This window comes from Pseudomonas azerbaijanorientalis, from assembly GCF_019139795.1.
GTDB classification, from domain to species: domain Bacteria; phylum Pseudomonadota; class Gammaproteobacteria; order Pseudomonadales; family Pseudomonadaceae; genus Aquipseudomonas; species Aquipseudomonas laurylsulfatiphila.
Map to the genome: position 1 here is coordinate 5,581,177 of NZ_CP077078.1, position 14,169 is coordinate 5,595,345.

The window sequence follows — 14,169 nt, forward strand, 5'->3', positions numbered from 1 at the left end:
AGCGGACTCACCCCCACAGGCAACTGCACTTTAAATGTGGGAGCGAGCCTGCTCGCGATGGCGGCTCAAGACTCGCCGCAATTTCTGACTTTACTGCGCCGCCACACGCGCAAAACCCTCGCGAATCTTCTCTTCCGGCAAATCGTCAGCAATAAACACGATCACGCTTTCACGCGATTCATCGTCAGCCCACTCCGTGTCCCAATCGAATCCGTACAACTTCAGGACACCCTGAAACACCATCCGCCGCGGCTCGCCGAGGATGTTCAACACGCCTTTATAGCGCAGCAACTGCTTGCCATGTGCCTCCAGCAGCTCGTTCATGAACTCGCTGAGCTTGTCGATATCCAGCGGTTTTTCGGTGCGCAGGACCAGACTGGAAATACGGTCGATGGACGGTGCCTGGCTGACCGGTCGCAAACTCACACCGCCACCGAGGTCGGCGTTGAGATTGAAACCGCGTACGTCCAGCAATTCGGCCAGGTCGATCTTGCCGTGGTCGACCACGCGGATCGGCGCACGACGGTTGATGCGGGTCAGGCGTTCGCTCAATGCGGTGAAGATCGGTTCGTCTACCAGATCGCGCTTGCTCACCAGCAAGCGGTCGGCGAAACCGATCTGGGCCTGGGCGATGGTCTGGGTCAGGTGCAAGTCGGCATGTGCCGCGTCGACCAGCGTGATGATGCCGTCGAGGATGTAGCGCTCGCGCAGTTCTTCATCGATGAAGAAGGTTTGCGCCACGGGTGCTGGGTCGGCCAGGCCGGTGCATTCGATCACGAGCCGGTCGAAGGCAATGTCGCCCTGGTCCAGACGTTCGAGCAGCAGATAAAGCGCTTTGGTCAGGTCGGTATGGATGGTGCAGCAGACGCAGCCGTTGGAGAGCGTCATCACTTGGACCGGTTCATCACCCAACAACTGGGTATCGATGCCGGCGTCGCTGAATTCGTTCTCGATCACGGCGATTTTCAGGCCGTGCTCGGCCTTGAGCAGGTGGCGCAACAGGGTGGTCTTGCCGGCGCCGAGGAAGCCGCTGAGGATCGTGACCGGGATGGGGGAGGACAAACTGGATCTCCTTTTTCACAAGATGAAAACACAACACAGAACAAATGTGGGAGCGGGCTTGCTCGCGAAGGGGTCGTGTCAGTCGACATGAATGTTGAATGACACACCGCTTTCGCGAGCAAGCCCGCTCCCACAGGTATTGCTGTTAATCCGACGACCGGATCAACAGCACTTCGGCCCACCCTTGCCACCGTAACGGGCTTCCTGACGCTCGCGGAAGAACGCCTCGTAGTCCATCACCGGTTTGTCCGGGTGCTTGGTCTGCATGTGCTCGACGTAGTTGTCGTAGTCGGGCATGCCGACCATCAGGCGCGCGGCCTGACCGAGGTATTTACCGAGGCGACTCAGGTCATTGAACATGATGCAAATCCTCGATCACGCTTCCGGCAGAGCCTGGAATGGCGCTTCTTTATCCGTACGCTCTTTGCTGCCCCAGGCGGAAATACCGACCTTGAGCGCATAGAACAGGATGCTGAACACCACGCACAGGAACAGCGCGGTCAGCGTGGCGTTGGTGTAGGCGTTGAAAATCACGTGCTGCATCTGCGTGATGTCCTTGGCCGGGGCGAGGATCTGGCCGTTAGCCAATGCATCGCTGTATTTTTTCGCCAGGGCGAGGAAGCCGATCGCCGGGTTGGCATCGAACAGCTTGATGAAGCCGGCGGTGGTGGTACAAATCAGCAACCACATGGCTGGCACCAGGGTCACCCAAATGTAACGCTGGCGTTTCATCTTGATCAGCACCACGGTGCCGAGCATCAGCGCAATACCGGCCAGCATCTGGTTGGAGATACCGAACAGCGGCCACAAGGTGTTGATGCCGCCCAGCGGGTCGATCACGCCCTGGTACAGCAGATAACCCCACATGGCCACGCAACCGGCGGTGGCGATCAGGTTGGCGGTCCAGGACTCGGTGCGGCGCAAGGCCGGCACGAACGAGCCGAGCAGGTCCTGGAGCATGAAGCGCCCGGCACGGGTACCGGCGTCGACTGCGGTCAGGATGAACAGCGCTTCGAACAGGATCGCGAAGTGGTACCAGAACGCCATGGTGTTCTCGCCCGGCAGAACACTGTGCAGGATCTGCGCGATCCCCACCGCCAGGGTCGGCGCACCACCGGCACGGGCCAGGATGGTGGTTTCACCAATGTCATGGGCCACCGCTTGCAGGGCTTCCGGGGTAATCGCGAAGCCCCAGTTACTGACGGCTGTGGCAACGGCCAAAACATCACTGCCGACCACGGCCGCCGGGCTGTTCATGGCGAAGTACACGCCAGGCTCGATCACCGAGGCGGCGACCATCGCCATGATGGCCACGAACGATTCCATCAGCATGCCACCGTAACCGATGTAGCGGGCATTGGTTTCGTTATCCAGCAACTTCGGCGTGGTACCGGAAGAGATCAGCGCGTGGAAACCCGACACCGCGCCACAGGCGATGGTGATGAACAGGAACGGGAACAGGCCGCCCTTCCAGACCGGGCCGGTGCCGTCGATGAACTGGGTCAGGGCCGGCATTTTCAGCTCGGGCATGGTCACCAGGATGCCGATGGCCAAGGCGACGATGGTACCGATTTTCAGGAAGGTCGACAGGTAGTCACGGGGCGCCAGGATCAGCCACACCGGCAACACGGCGGCAACGAAACCGTAACCGATCAGCATCCAGGTGATCTGGATACCGGTAAAGGTAAAGGCCTTGGCCCACACCGGATCCGCGGCAATCTGCCCGCCGAGCCAGATCGAACCGAGCAGCAACAGCACGCCGATCACCGAGATCTCACCGATGCGGCCCGGGCGGATGTAGCGCATGTAGATGCCCATGAACATCGCGATCGGGATGGTCGCCATCACCGTGAAAATGCCCCAGGGGCTCTCGGCCAGGGCCTTGACCACGATCAGCGCCAGCACCGCGAGGATGATGATCATGATCAGGAAGCAACCGAACAGCGCGATGGTGCCGGGGATGCGGCCCATTTCTTCACGGACCATGTCGCCCAGGGAGCGGCCGTTGCGGCGGGTGGACATGAACAGGACCATGAAGTCCTGCACAGCACCGGCCAGCACCACGCCGGCGATCAGCCACAGCGTGCCGGGCAGGTAGCCCATCTGCGCCGCCAGTACCGGGCCGACCAGCGGACCGGCACCGGCAATGGCCGCGAAGTGGTGACCGAACAGCACGTGTTTGTTGGTCGGAACATAGTCCAGACCATCGTTATTGAGCACAGCCGGCGTGGCCCGTCGCGCATCGAGCTGCATGACATTGTTGGCGATGAACAGACTGTAGTAACGGTATGCGACCAGATAGATGGCCACGGCAGCGACCACAATCCACAAGGCATTGATTGCCTCCCCTCGGCGTAAAGCCACAACACCCAGGGCGCACGCACCTACGATTGCCAGCACCAGCCAGGGCAGATGGCGTAGCGGGCTATTATTATTTTTCATTTTATTATTCCAGCCAGAGTGGACAAGAAAGACAGCCACACCGAGTTTAGCGCTCCTGACGGCAAAGGCCATACCCCGACATAGGTCTGGACACCCGCCAGCGCTGGCAGCCTTGAAGAATGCCGGTCTATAGTCAGCGTACATCTACGAGGATCGTGCCATGAGCGAGCACCCTGCCGACCGTCGCCGCTTCAAACGTATTGCATTCGATGCCCGAACCGAGCTGAGTCAAGGTGAGTTCACCTGGCCGGTGAAGTTGGTTGATCTGTCGTTCAAAGGGGTGCTGATTGAGCGACCCGATTCGTGGCAGGGCAATCCGCAGCAGGATTTTCTGATCGACATTCATCTGAGCGAAGACGTCGACATCACCATGGATGCGCAACTGGCCCACGATGACCATGGCCAACTCGGGTTTGCCTGCCTGCACATCAGTCTGGAGTCCATCGAACGGCTGCGACGGCTGATCGAGCTCAACCTGGCCGACGAGGTCGAACTCGAACGGGAGTTGGGGGCACTGATCGAAATCTGAGCGCACCTCCCTGTAGGAGCTGCCGCAGGCTGCGATCTTTGATCTTGAAAATGCAAGATCAAAGATCGCAGCCTGCGGCAGCTCCTACAGGGAGACAATCGTTACTCGAAGAGTGCATCGAGCGCCTGCTCCAGACGGGTCACGGCAATAATCTGCAACCCCGGTGGCGCCTCCTTCGGTGCATTACCCTTGGGCACGATGGCCCGCTTGAAGCCGTGCTTGGCAGCCTCTTTCAAACGTTCCTGACCGCTTGGCACCGGTCGCACCTCACCGGACAGCCCCACTTCGCCGAACACCAGCAGATCGTGAGGCAACGGCCGGTTGCGTAAACTGGACATCACCGCTGCCATCAACGCAAGGTCGGACGCCGTTTCGAGCACCTTGACCCCGCCGACCACGTTGAGAAACACGTCCTGGTCGTGGGTCGGAATGCCACCATGACGGTGCAGCACCGCCAGCAGCATCGCCAGCCGGTTTTGATCCAGCCCCAGCGTGACCCGCCGCGGGTTGGCCAAATGACTGTCGTCCACCAGCGCCTGTACCTCCACCAACATCGGCCGCGTGCCTTCCCACGTCGCCATCACCACACTGCCCGGGACCTCTTCCTGGGCCCGGGTCAGAAAAATCGCCGAAGGGTTGGAGACTTCTTTCAGGCCCTTGTCAGTCATGCCAAACACGCCCAGTTCATTGACTGCACCGAAACGGTTCTTCACCGCGCGCAGCAGACGCAGACGCCCGTCGGACTCGCCTTCGAAATACAGCACAGTGTCGACCATGTGCTCCAGAACCCGAGGGCCCGCCAGCGCGCCTTCCTTGGTGACGTGCCCCACCAGGAAAATCGCCGTACCGCTCTGCTTGGCATAACGCACCAGCAAGGCCGCGCTTTCACGCACCTGGGATACACCACCCGGTGCCGATTGCAGTTGCTCTGTAAAGATCGTCTGGATCGAGTCGATCACCATCACCCGGGGCTTTTCCTGGCGGGCCGTGGCAATGATGGCTTCGATGCAGGTTTCGGTCATGACCCGCAGTTGATCCTGAGGCAAACCCAGGCGTCGCGCACGCATGGCCACTTGCTGTTGGGATTCTTCACCGGTGACGTACAGTGCCGGCATGCTCTTGGCGAGGTTACACAACGTTTGCAACAGAATGGTCGACTTGCCGATGCCCGGATCGCCACCGATCAGCACCACCGAGCCATCCACAAGGCCACCACCCAGAACCCGGTCGAGTTCGCTGGAAGCGGTGGAGAAGCGAGGAACTTCTTCGACACTGACTTCAGCCAGCGTCTTGATCTGCGCCTGCTGCCCGGCCCAGCCGGTCCGACCGCTGGGGGCGGCTGCCCCGCCGCTTTCCACCATGGTTTCGGTGAGCGTGTTCCAGGCCCCGCATTCACCACACTGGCCGGCCCATTTTGGGAAGGTTGAGCCGCACTCGGTGCAGCCGTACATGCGCTTGGCCTTGGCCATCGGAACTCCCGGAAAAAAAACGCGATGATAGCTCAGCTGAGGCACGCGAGTGCGGCCAGATATTTTATAATCCCTTGAATGATGTCAAATAGCCTTATTACATTCGTGTTTTTTTGAAACACGACCGCTATACAAAAACTTTGTATAAGTTTCCACCCAACACACTCAAAAAACTCTTGATACGAGCCTCACTACTGCCTTAAAAACTTATACAAGCTTTATTCACCTTCATACCTGATGCATAACTTAAAAACACTCAAACAAAACCGAGCACAAACTAACAAAACAGTTAACAGCACTGCAACTGCAGTCAAATTTCAATGGCGGCTTTTTGTTTAACAACTACCCGAACAATTTCAAAACCCCAACTCAAGGATGGTCCTTCAACCTGGTTCGCTCATACAGCGAAGTCATATCGCTGAAACAAATCCAAAAGCGAACCGCCGCAGAAGGGCTGACCGGCCCACAGATGAGATCAATCGACGAGCTCTCCATGCCCCCCCTGATCTATTGCCGGCAAGCACGGCACGCCGTTGACTCGAGCAGAATGCGATTGGCTGATTTACACTGCGCACATCAACCTCATCTGTAACAAGGAAATAACCTATGGGCGTGCTAAACGAGTTCAAGGCCTTCGCGGTCAAAGGCAACGTGGTCGACATGGCCGTCGGCATCATCATCGGCGCGGCCTTCGGCAAGATCGTCACATCGTTTGTAGGTGACCTGGTCATGCCGCCAATCGGGATGCTGATCGGTGGCGTGGACTTCAGTGATCTGGTCATAACGCTCAAGGCAGCCGAGGGCGCTACTCCGCCGGTGGTGCTGGCCTACGGCAAATTCATCCAGACCATCATCGACTTCATCATCGTCGCCCTCGCGATCTTCGTGGGCGTCAAGGCCATCAACCGCCTGAAGCGCGAAGAGGCCGTAGCCCCTAGCCTGCCACCGGTTCCAACCAAGGAAGAAGAGTTGCTGGGCGAGATCCGCGACTTGCTCAAGGTCCAGAACAACCGGCCTTGACCGCACCCGCATAAAAACGGCGCCTTTTCGAGGTGCCGTTTTTTTTACCAGAAGTTTTCCACCGCCACCTGACCGGGTCGCCGGCTGAGGCTCAAGTGCATGTCCCGCTGTTTAAGCAGCTTGCGCGTGTCATCGATCATCTGCGGATTGCCGCACAGCATGACCCGTGAGTGTTCAGGCGTCAGCGCAACACCTGCGGTGCGCTCCAGTTCGCCGCTTTCAATCAGTGTGGTGATACGCCCGTTCAATGAGCCAGGATGCTGTTCACGAGTGACCGTGGTGATCAATTGCAGTTTGTGTGCGTACTCGGCCAGATAGTCACGTTGCGTCAGCCCCGCGATCAGTTCCTGATAAGCCAGTTCCCGGGCTTCACGAACGCTGTAGACCAGGATAATCCGCTCGAATCTCTCCCAGACTTCGAAGTCCTGCAATATCGACAGGAACGGCGCCACGCCGGTCCCGGTGGATAACAGCCATAGATCGCGCCCATCGACAAAACGGTCCGGCGTCAGGTAGCCAAAGGCCTGGCGGTCGACCAGCAGTTTGTCGCCAACAACCAACCGGCTGAGCTCGCTGGTGAACTCACCGCCCGGCACGACAATGGAAAAGAACTCGAGGAACTCGTCAAAGGGTGAGGACACCATGGAGTAAGCGCGCCATACCGTGCTGCCATCAGCCCTGGCGACGCCCAACCGGGCAAACTGCCCCGCCCGAAAACGAAACCCCGCATCCCGCGTGGCACGCAGGGTAAACAGGTTCGGGGTCAACGGATGAACCTCGAGCAAGGTCTGACGGGTAAATTTTTCTTCGCTGACGGACATGGAAGGCTCCAATCAATAGATACCTCAGTGTCCCGCAAAGACGGCAGCATAAACACAGACATTTTGTAGTGTTATTGAATGTGCAACTTATTGATTATTCGACGCGAGAAACACCAGCCAACTTAAAATGACATATGGCATTTAACATTTCACACACGACTTAAGAACCCGGCACACAGTTTGTCAGCAGTTAAAAGAGCAAAATCGTTGGACTACAGTTGTCGGAAATGTCCTACACTCCGTCACGTGCCGGATCTCGGATCCAAAACCGGCACCCTCCGGGAACATACTGTTGGAGACCCCGTATATGGAAATCTGGAAGGAGTCACAGCTTCAACTGCTTTCTCAAACACAGGACATTAATACGGCCTATCGAATATCACTGAATTTCGTCAGGAACCTTGGATATAAATTTTGTGCCTTTTCAACCATTTCAGCCAACAGTCGCACTGATTGCTGCCCCGTCAACCTGAACAACTATCCACACAACTGGAACACACAGTATGAACAAAGCAATGCCAGCGAGATTGACCCAGTAGCGGCCTATTGCAATCACTCCATGCTACCCGTGCTCTGGAGCAAAGAGCTCTTCTGCGCAACCCCGTGGTTATGGCAACTGCTGCAACAGCAAGGCTTGGCGCATGGCTGGTCGCAAGCAATTCACGATGAAGAAACCGGCCTGCGCAGCATTCTCAGTCTGGCCCGAAGCCATTGCCCGATTTCAGCCTATGAGCTGTACGAGAATCTTGGATTCTCGGTGTTCATCAGTCGCCACCTGCACGCCCTGGCGATCGGGATGCAACCGAAAAAACCGGTTCGCACTCAAGCGCCCCCCTTGTCACGGCGGGAAATCGAAGTATTGAAACTGTCGGCCGATGGCAAGACGGCCTATGAAATTGCCAGGATCCTCAATTTGAGTGAACGCACAGTCAACTTTCATGTGCACAGGGCTATCGAAAAGCTCGGCGTCAACAACAAGATGGCGGCAGTCATGGCCGCGGTCCGGGCCAAAGTCATCTGAAAACGCCCGACTGCGGGAAAACCTGCGGGTAATCCAGACAAAAAAAACGTACCATTTGCGGTCCCTCCTGAGTGATGGCGTGTAAACCTTCACGACGCAGTACACTCGGACGGCTCCGCCCGCACCAACGCCTGAGGGCAGCGGGACATCCGTTGATTACCCAGAGCCCCGCCCCATGCCTTTGCTCGAAACACCCTTCGCCAGCCTCGACCTGATCCGCCAGCCTGAACAGCAGAACGAACCGTTGCAAGCTTTCGATGCGGCTGATGAATACCTGCTTAACCATCTGGCCGAACAGCAACCGACGGCCGATACCCGGGTATTGGTGCTCAACGACAGTTTCGGCGCGTTGGCGGCCAGCCTGGCGGGCAAGGTGCGGGTAGTCAGTAGCGGTGATTCATTCCTGGCCTTGCAGGGTCTTGAAAAGAACCTGGTGCGCAACGGCCTGGCGTTTGATGCGGTACCGAGCGTCCCCGCCAGCGAGCCCCCCGTCGGGCCATTCGACTGCGTGCTGATCCGCGTACCGAAAACCCTGGCATTGCTGGAAGAGCAACTGATCCGCCTGCAAGGCCAACTGGCACCCGGCGCCCAAGTGGTCGCCGCGGCCATGATCAAGCACCTGCCTCGGGCAGCGGGTGATTTGCTGGAGCGTTACATCGGCCCCGTACAAGCTTCGCTGGCGGTGAAGAAGGCGCGGTTGTTGATTGCCACGGCGCAAGACAAACCCTCGGTTGAGTCGCCTTACCCGACACGCTACAGACTCGACGAACCGGCTATCGAACTGCTCAACCACGCCAATGTGTTTTGCCGCGAAGGCCTGGACATTGGCACCCGGGCGTTTTTGCCACACCTGCCGAAAAACCTTGGCTCGGCGCGGGTTGCCGATCTCGGCTGCGGCAACGGCGTCCTGGCCATCGCCAGCGCCCTGCAAAACCCCGAGGCCCACTACACGCTGGTGGACGAATCGTTCATGGCCGTGCAATCGGCTACCGAAAACTGGCGCGCAGCGTTGGGTGAGCGGGAAGTGATCGTGCGTGCCGGCGATGGACTGGCCGGCCAGGAAGCGCAATCGCTTGACGTGGTGCTGTGCAATCCGCCGTTTCACCAGCAACAGGTCGTGGGCGACTTCCTGGCCTGGCGGATGTTCCAGCAAGCGCGCGAAGCGCTGGTTGTGGGCGGCGCGCTGTACATCGTCGGCAATCGTCACCTGGGTTACCACAGCAAGCTGGCGCGATTGTTCCGTGGCGTCGAGCAAGTGGCGGCCAATCCGAAATTCGTGATTCTCAAGGCGCGCAAGTAACAGGCAAAAAAAACCCTCCGGTCGGAGGGTTGTAAATCCGCGCCTTGAGGCTGCGGGAGAGATGTCAGTGCGTCGTCAGGCCGGCTGCGTTCATGAACAGACGCATCAGGCTGGCGACGATGAACAAGGCGCCCACGCTGCCGACCCAGATCAGGGCCAACCAGCCAAGCCGCTGCCACAGCGGTTTTTTTTCGGCTTCTTCAATGTCGTGCAGGGTGTGTTTGCCGGACATGACTCAATTCTCCAGTAGAGAGGGTTGGCGCCTTTGAAGGCGCCATCGCGAGCAAGCTCGCTCCCACAGGTTCGTTGTGCAGCACACTAGTGATACCCGTCTTCATGGGTGACCTTGCCGCGGAACACGTAGTAGCTCCAGAAGGTGTAGCCCAGGATGAACGGGATGATGAACAGCGTACCCACCAGCATGAAGCCCTGGCTTTGCGGCGGCGCGGCGGCGTCCCAGATCGAGATTGACGGCGGGATGATGTTCGGCCACAGGCTGATGCCCAACCCGCTGTAACCGAGGAAGATCAGCACCAGGGTCAACAGGAATGGCGTGTAATGCGCGTTGCGGGCCACGGCGCGGATCAGGCCGTACATCGTCACCAGCACCAGAATCGGCACCGGCATGAACCAGAACAGATTCGGCATGGTGAACCAGCGTGCGGCAATTTCCGGGTGGGCCAACGGGGTCCAGATGCTGACGATGCCGATCACCGCCAGCAGGACGAAGGCCAATGGCCGTGCCAGGTCATGCATCTGCTCCTGCAACTTGCCTTCGGTCTTCATGATCAGCCAGGTGCAACCGAGCAGCGCATAGGCCACCACCAGTGCCGCGCCACAGAACATCGTGAACGGTGTCAGCCAGTCCAGTGAACCACCGGCGAACTGCCGGTTGACTACCGGCAGCCCATCGATGAAGGCGCCGAGCGCAACGCCCTGGAAGAACGTCGCGGTGACCGAGCCACCGATGAACGCCTTGTCCCACAGGTGGCGCTTGTCGTCTTTGGCCTTGAAGCGGAACTCGAAGGCCACACCGCGGAAGATCAGCCCGATCAACATCAGGATCAGCGGCAGGTACAACGCCGAGAGCACCACCGAATAGGCCAGCGGAAACGCGCCGAACAATGCCGCGCCGCCCAACACCAGCCAGGTCTCGTTACCGTCCCAGACCGGGGCGACGGTGTTCATCATCACATCGCGATCGGTCTTGCCCGGAATGAACGGGAAGAGAATGCCGATGCCCAGGTCGAAACCATCCATGACCACGTACATCATGATGCCGAAGATGATGATCACGGCCCAGATCAGCGGAAGATCAATACCCATGATTCAAATCTCCTTGGTCAGGCTGTGGCCGGCATCGGTGTGATCGTCATCGGCTGCGGACAGCGGACGGGCCGGTGTGCGTTTCTGGCCTGGGCCTCCGTCGTTGGTTTCCTTGCCTTCGTCGATCTTCGGCCCCTTGCGCACCAGGCGCATCATGTAGCCAAGACCGGCGCCAAACAGGGCGAAATACACCACGACGAACAGGATCAGGGTGATGCTCATCTGCATGACGCTATGGTTGGACGACGCATCCGCCGTGCGCATCAGGCCGTAGACCACCCACGGCTGACGGCCGATTTCGGTGGTGAACCAGCCGGCGAGGATCGCGATCAGGCCTGACGGCCCCATCCACAACGCCAGGTACAGGAACGGCCGCGAGGTGTAGAGGGTGTCACGCTTGCGCAGCCACAGGCTCCACAAACCGGTGAAGATCATCAGCAAACCCAGGCCCACCATGATCCGGAACGACCAGAACACAATGGTCGAATTTGGCCGGTCTTCAGGCGGGAACTCCTTGAGCGCCGGCACCTGTTTGTCCAGGGAGTGCGTGAGGATCAGGCTGCCCAAGTACGGGATCTCGACGGCGAACCTGGTTTTTTCCTCCTTCATGTCCGGCCAGCCGAACAGGATCAGCGGAGTCGCTTCGTTACCCTTGTTTTCCCAGTGGCCCTCGATCGCGGCGATCTTCGCCGGCTGATGCTCAAGTGTATTGAGGCCGTGGAAGTCGCCGATGACCGCCTGGATCGGCGCAACGATCAATGCCATCCACATGGCCATCGAGAGCATTTTGCGGATCGCCGGGTTGTCCTTGCCGCGCAGCAAATGCCAGGCCGCAGAGGCCCCCACGAAGAAGGCCGTGGCTACGAACGCCGCAGTGGCCATGTGCATCAGGCGATAGGGGAACGACGGGTTGAAGATCACTGCCAGCCAGTCGGTGGGTATGACCTGCCCGTTGACGATCTCGAAACCCTGCGGGGTCTGCATCCAACTGTTGGACGCGAGAATCCAGAAGGTCGAGATCAGCGTACCGATGGCCACCATCACGGTGGCGAAGAAGTGCAGGCCACGCCCGACCTTGTTCCAGCCAAACAGCATGACCCCCAGGAACCCCGCCTCGAGGAAGAACGCCGTGAGCACTTCATAGGTCAGCAACGGCCCGGTAACCGATCCGGCGAAGTCCGAGAAGCGGCTCCAGTTGGTACCGAACTGATAGGCCATGACCAGGCCGGAAACCACGCCCATGCCGAAGTTGACGGCAAAGATCTTCGACCAGAAATGGTAGAGGTCACGGTAGGTGTCGTTATGGGTTTTCAACCATAGGCCTTCGAGTACCGCCAGGTAACTCGCCAGGCCGATGGTGATGGCCGGAAACAGGATGTGGAACGAGATGGTGAACGCGAACTGAATTCGGGCGAGATCAAGTGCCTCTAAACCGAACATAAGTCTTCCTCTGTCAGGTAGTACGGCTGCTGGCTGGAAGCCTGCACCCACGGCCCCCACGGATATGGAGTGTGGCGAATCTCTGTTTGTTCTTTTTTTTGCACGCATCACAACGCAGGGAATCTGGCCTTGCGGCCGCCGGATTAATTCCTTTTGCGGGTTTTGATCTGGATCAATCAACGTTGAAAGAGTAGTCCCAATTTCGGGGATGAACCGCGTGGTCTATTGCCGCGTGACAAGTTGCCTCATGGCCTTGGTCACGAGCTGAAATACATTTCCTGTGGGAGCGGGCTTGCTCGCGAAGGCTGAGTGTCAGTCAACATTGATGTTGAAGCTGATGCCCCCTTCGCGAGCAAGTCGAATCGTCGCACCGCCGCTCCCACAGGAAAATCGATGTCTGGCTAACTAAATTTTTAGTCATGGCAACTTCTTGTTACAGGTTGGTGATAATCTCGCTGTTCCCCTCTCCCCAGATTTCCCCGCAGATGCCCAGCCAAGAGCCCTTGCTGTTACGTCACCATCGCCCTTTTCTCGCGTTCTGGCTGGCCCGGATCTTTACCGCCAGCGGCTTCCAGATGCTCACCGTGGCCATCGGCTGGAACCTGTATCAATTGACCGGCAATGTGCTCGACCTGGGTCTGGTCGGCTTGGTCGAGTTCGTCCCGCGCGTGCTGTTCATGCTGCACACAGGACACGTCGCCGACCGCTATGACCGGCGCAAGGTCGCGGCGATCTGCCAGTCCTTGCAGGCATTGATCGCCCTGTCGCTGGCCATTGGCAGCGCGACCGACCATGTCACTCGGGAAATGATCTTCATCCTGGCCTTCCTGCTCGGTGCCGCGCGTTCCTTTGAAATGCCGACCACCCAGGCCCTGCTGCCAAGCATCGTACCCAGCGCGCTGTTTCCCCGGGCCGTGGCCGCCGCACAATCGGCCCAGCAATCAGCCACCATCGTCGCCCCGGCCCTCGGCGGTTTGCTCTACGCCTTCGGCAGTGTCTGGGTGTATGGCCCGACGGTGCTGCTGTACGTCATCGCCTGTTCGCTGATGCTCAACCTGCCGGCCCGGCAAACACCGCTGAACAAGGGCAAGGCCACGCTGGATTCACTGCTCGCGGGCATCCGCTTCATCCGCAGTCGTCCGGACATTCTCGGGGCGATCTCCCTCGATCTGTTCGCGGTGCTATTGGGGGGTGCCACGGCACTGCTGCCGGTGTTCGCCAAGGACATTCTGCTGACCGGCCCGTGGGGGCTGGGCCTGTTGCGCTCGGCACCGGCAGTCGGTGCGCTGCTGATGTCGCTGTTCCTGGCGCGGTTTGCCGTGGAGCGCAACGTCGGGCGGGTGATGTTCACCGCCGTGGGCATCTTCGGCGTGGCAACCATCGCGTTCGGCCTGTCGACCTCGTTCTGGTTTTCCCTGGCGGTGTTGGTGGTGTTGGGCGCGGCAGACATGATCAGCATGGTGATCCGCGCATCGTTCGTTCAACTGGAAACCCCGGACGAAATGCGCGGCCGGGTCAGCGCTGTGAACGGTCTGTTCATTGGTGCCTCGAACCAGTTGGGCGAATTCGAATCGGGCCTGACTGCCCACTGGTTCGGCACCGTGCCAGCCGTGGTCATGGGCGGGATCGGCACGCTGGTGGTGACCGGGGTGTGGGTCAAACTGTTCCCGACCCTGGCCAGCCGCGATCGCATGCACGTGGCTAAAGATGAAGAGAAGCAAGAGGCGAAAGTCTAAGCG

Annotated in this window: 13 protein-coding genes; 5 read left to right on the forward strand and 8 right to left on the reverse strand. The window is 59.0% G+C overall.

The window, feature by feature from the left end:
• Nucleotides 1-90: 90 nt before the first annotated feature.
• From yjiA to KSS91_RS25020, 3 genes are all read right to left on the reverse strand, one after another.
• Entirely contained in the window at nucleotides 91-1,062 is a 972-nt protein-coding gene (gene yjiA / locus KSS91_RS25010; RefSeq protein ID WP_217836416.1) for a GTPase, read from the reverse strand.
• A 162-nt stretch (nucleotides 1,063-1,224) separates the two neighbouring features.
• Complete coding sequence (locus tag KSS91_RS25015; RefSeq protein WP_008371622.1) at nucleotides 1,225-1,422, reverse strand: YbdD/YjiX family protein; 198 nt, start codon at nucleotides 1,420-1,422, stop codon at nucleotides 1,225-1,227.
• Nucleotides 1,423-1,437: 15 nt separating this feature from the next.
• The gene (locus tag KSS91_RS25020) at nucleotides 1,438-3,504 is read right to left on the reverse strand and encodes a carbon starvation CstA family protein (RefSeq protein WP_217836417.1); all 2,067 of its coding nucleotides are present in this window, start codon (nucleotides 3,502-3,504) and stop codon (nucleotides 1,438-1,440) included.
• Nucleotides 3,505-3,664: 160 nt separating this feature from the next.
• Between KSS91_RS25020 and KSS91_RS25025 the strand changes: the two genes are divergently transcribed.
• The gene (locus KSS91_RS25025; protein ID WP_217836418.1) at nucleotides 3,665-4,033 is read left to right on the forward strand and encodes a PilZ domain-containing protein; all 369 of its coding nucleotides are present in this window, start codon (nucleotides 3,665-3,667) and stop codon (nucleotides 4,031-4,033) included.
• A 101-nt stretch (nucleotides 4,034-4,134) separates the two neighbouring features.
• Here the strand turns inward: KSS91_RS25025 and radA are convergent, their stop codons facing one another.
• Entirely contained in the window at nucleotides 4,135-5,502 is a 1,368-nt protein-coding gene (radA, locus tag KSS91_RS25030; RefSeq protein ID WP_007981045.1) for a DNA repair protein RadA, read from the reverse strand.
• Between the two features lie 606 nt (nucleotides 5,503-6,108).
• Between radA and mscL the strand changes: the two genes are divergently transcribed.
• Nucleotides 6,109-6,522 carry a large-conductance mechanosensitive channel protein MscL gene (gene mscL / locus KSS91_RS25035; protein ID WP_126047651.1) on the forward strand — a complete coding sequence of 138 codons (414 nt, stop codon included), beginning with the start codon at nucleotides 6,109-6,111 and terminating at the stop codon, nucleotides 6,520-6,522.
• A 44-nt stretch (nucleotides 6,523-6,566) separates the two neighbouring features.
• On the opposite strand, the gene KSS91_RS25040 is transcribed toward mscL, so the two are convergent.
• Nucleotides 6,567-7,343, reverse strand: a complete 777-nt coding sequence (locus KSS91_RS25040) for a ferredoxin--NADP reductase (RefSeq protein WP_217836419.1) — start codon at nucleotides 7,341-7,343, stop codon at nucleotides 6,567-6,569.
• 307 nt (nucleotides 7,344-7,650) lie between these two features.
• Here KSS91_RS25040 and KSS91_RS25045 point away from each other — a divergent pair, with 307 nt between their 5' ends.
• Together KSS91_RS25045 and KSS91_RS25050 are read left to right on the forward strand one after the other, a co-directional pair.
• Nucleotides 7,651-8,364, forward strand: a complete 714-nt coding sequence (locus tag KSS91_RS25045) for a helix-turn-helix transcriptional regulator (protein ID WP_015096914.1) — start codon at nucleotides 7,651-7,653, stop codon at nucleotides 8,362-8,364.
• A gap of 175 nt (nucleotides 8,365-8,539) precedes the next feature.
• Nucleotides 8,540-9,664: a methyltransferase gene (locus KSS91_RS25050; protein WP_217836420.1), complete on the forward strand. Its 1,125-nt coding sequence runs from the start codon at nucleotides 8,540-8,542 to the stop codon at nucleotides 9,662-9,664.
• Nucleotides 9,665-9,728: 64 nt separating this feature from the next.
• Here the strand turns inward: KSS91_RS25050 and KSS91_RS25055 are convergent, their stop codons facing one another.
• From KSS91_RS25055 to KSS91_RS25065, 3 genes are all read right to left on the reverse strand, one after another.
• Nucleotides 9,729-9,896: a DUF2474 domain-containing protein gene (locus KSS91_RS25055; protein ID WP_095942044.1), complete on the reverse strand. Its 168-nt coding sequence runs from the start codon at nucleotides 9,894-9,896 to the stop codon at nucleotides 9,729-9,731.
• A gap of 86 nt (nucleotides 9,897-9,982) precedes the next feature.
• Nucleotides 9,983-10,990: a cytochrome d ubiquinol oxidase subunit II gene (gene cydB, locus KSS91_RS25060; protein WP_217836421.1), complete on the reverse strand. Its 1,008-nt coding sequence runs from the start codon at nucleotides 10,988-10,990 to the stop codon at nucleotides 9,983-9,985.
• A gap of 3 nt (nucleotides 10,991-10,993) precedes the next feature.
• Entirely contained in the window at nucleotides 10,994-12,430 is a 1,437-nt protein-coding gene (locus KSS91_RS25065; RefSeq protein WP_015096918.1) for a cytochrome ubiquinol oxidase subunit I, read from the reverse strand.
• A gap of 485 nt (nucleotides 12,431-12,915) precedes the next feature.
• Here KSS91_RS25065 and KSS91_RS25070 point away from each other — a divergent pair, with 485 nt between their 5' ends.
• Entirely contained in the window at nucleotides 12,916-14,166 is a 1,251-nt protein-coding gene (locus tag KSS91_RS25070; protein WP_217836422.1) for an MFS transporter, read from the forward strand.
• Nucleotides 14,167-14,169 lie beyond the last annotated feature (3 nt).